This window comes from Actinomycetota bacterium (assembly GCA_005774595.1).
Classification (GTDB): Bacteria; Actinomycetota; Coriobacteriia; order Anaerosomatales; family D1FN1-002; genus D1FN1-002.
In genome coordinates this window covers 1-1,602 of the sequence record VAUM01000389.1, presented here as the reverse complement: position 1 = coordinate 1,602, position 1,602 = coordinate 1, and the positions used below count along the sequence as shown (strand labels likewise).

General features: G+C 73.9%; 3 protein-coding genes. All 3 read left to right on the top strand.

The features are described from left to right. On the top strand, positions 1-274 hold a 274-nt coding region (locus FDZ70_10380; GenBank protein TLM66656.1), incomplete at its 5' end, for a discoidin domain-containing protein. A 187-nt stretch (positions 275-461) separates the two neighbouring features. Continuing rightward, positions 462-1,115, top strand: coding sequence for a tetratricopeptide repeat protein (locus tag FDZ70_10375; protein ID TLM66655.1), 654 nt, complete (start codon positions 462-464; stop codon positions 1,113-1,115). Further along, positions 1,112-1,602 (top strand): hypothetical protein (locus FDZ70_10370; GenBank protein ID TLM66654.1); only part of this gene is annotated, 491 nt, incomplete at its 3' end. The genes FDZ70_10375 and FDZ70_10370, both read left to right, overlap by 4 nt.

Genomic DNA, 1,602 nt, shown 5'->3' with positions numbered 1-1,602 from the left:
CACGCAGTGGCTGTCCGTCGACCTCGGTGCGAACCGCACGGTCGAGCAGGTCACGATCCCGTGGTATTCGAGCTACTACGCCAAGGCGTACAGGATCCAGTGCTCGACCGATGGCAGCACCTGGACCGACGTCTACTCGACCACCAGTGGCACGTCGGGGACCAAGACCCACACGTTCACCGCCCGCACCGCCCGCTACGTGCGCCTCTACTGCACGTCGGCAGAGAGCAGCAACGGCTACTCCGTGACCGAGTTCGGGGTCTGGGGCAGGTAGCGCCCGCGATACGCGGACAACGCCCTGTGGAGGGGCGCCGGACATCGATGGGGGGCCCGCGCGAGCGGGCCCTCCTCCGCTGCCGCCGCCGGCGGTCCGCGTGACGCGCCTCTCGACCTCACGCGCCGTCGCGGGCATCATGGAACGCGGCCGATAGCGACCCGTAAGGAAGGCGCGCGCCCGACCCGTGTCCCCCGAGACGTCAGAGACCCGATACGGCACGCTCGTGATGCGCGCGATCCTCGCGTGCATCGTGCTGCTGCTGCTGGCGTCCGGCGCCATCGTGGCGCGCGTGCTGACGAGGGCCGCCTCGCCCGATCCTCCCGTCGACCCGCAGGAGTTCGCGATCGCGCAGGCGCGCTCGGACCTCGCCCAGGACCCGGAGTCGCCGAAGCTGCACACGGACCTCGGGCTGGCGCTGTACCGGGTCGGCCGCGAGCAGGAGGCCGCCGACGAGTTCTCGGCCGCGCTCGGCCTGGACGCGGGGTACGGTCCCGCCGCCGCGCATCTCGCGACCGCGCTGTGGTTCTCGGGCAACCGCGACGGCGCCGTCTCGGTACTCACCGACTACCTGACTGAGAACCCGGGCGACACGGAGCTCAGGTTCCAGCTCGCGACCTACCAGCAGGAGTCGGGCGAGACCTCGGCCGCGGCCGGGTCGTTGCGGCTCGTGCTGGACCGCACCCCGGCGGACGCGGCGGCGCGATACCGGCTCGGCGCGTGCCTGGAGGCGCTCGGCGAGCGCGGGCCCGCCGTCGTGCAGTACCGGGAGGCGCTGCGCTACTCGCCGGGCTACGCGCCCGCCATCGACGCGCTGCGGCGGATGGGGGAGACCCCGTGACCGGCGATCCCCGTGAGCGCCCACGCCTCGGCCCGCGCGACCGCGCGCTCACGGCGATCCTCGCCGTCCTGCTGCTCGCGCTCGTCGGGCTGGGAGCCTTCTACCTCACCGTCGTCGAGTCGCCCACACGCCCCGTGCCGGTCGCGACCCCGGACACCGACGTCCAGGCCGAGATCGTCGACTCGTACGACGGCCTCGACCCGGCGACGGGCATGCGCTTCCGCCGCCCGCACGACGTCACCTGTGACGCCGAGGGCAACATGGTCGTCGCGGACCTGCTGAACCGCCGGCTCGTCAAGCTGACGCGCGACGGCGAGGTCTACTCGTTCGTCCGCGGCGGGAAGTGGGGCGCCGGCAAGCTCGACGCGCCGGTGAGCGCCGCGTACGGCCCCGACGGCCGGCTCTACGTCGCCGACGCGGGCTGGGGCGGGCCGCCCGGCGCGCTGGGGGGTCGCGCTCCCGGCGGGGCCCGGGTCGGCCAGGGGGG